The 272-nt window shown below is 61.4% G+C and carries 1 pseudogene; it reads left to right on the forward strand.

Annotated elements, in window-relative coordinates:
- Positions 1-16: 16 nt before the first annotated feature.
- Positions 17-272 (forward strand): annotated as a pseudogene (locus tag P0D62_RS19060) (IS110 family transposase); the annotation flags it as partial.

Raw genomic sequence — 272 nt, forward strand, 5'->3', positions numbered from 1 at the left:
ACACAAAACCGTGTCCGTGCGCCACGGCAACAAACACCTCAAAGCAGCCCTCGGTATCGCGGCCCTGTCCGTGACCCGCACCAAGAACACCTACCTCGCCGCCAGGTTCCAACGCGTGAAAGCACGAAGAGGAGGCAAACGCGCTCTCGTCGCGCTCCAACACACCATGATCACCACGATCTGGCACATGGCCACCAACGGCACCTACTACCAAGACCCCGGCACCGACTACCACGACCGGCAAAACCCCAACCGCACACGCCAACGACTGA

Source organism: Tessaracoccus caeni (assembly GCF_029211185.1).
Taxonomy (GTDB): domain Bacteria; phylum Actinomycetota; class Actinomycetes; order Propionibacteriales; family Propionibacteriaceae; genus Arachnia; species Arachnia caeni.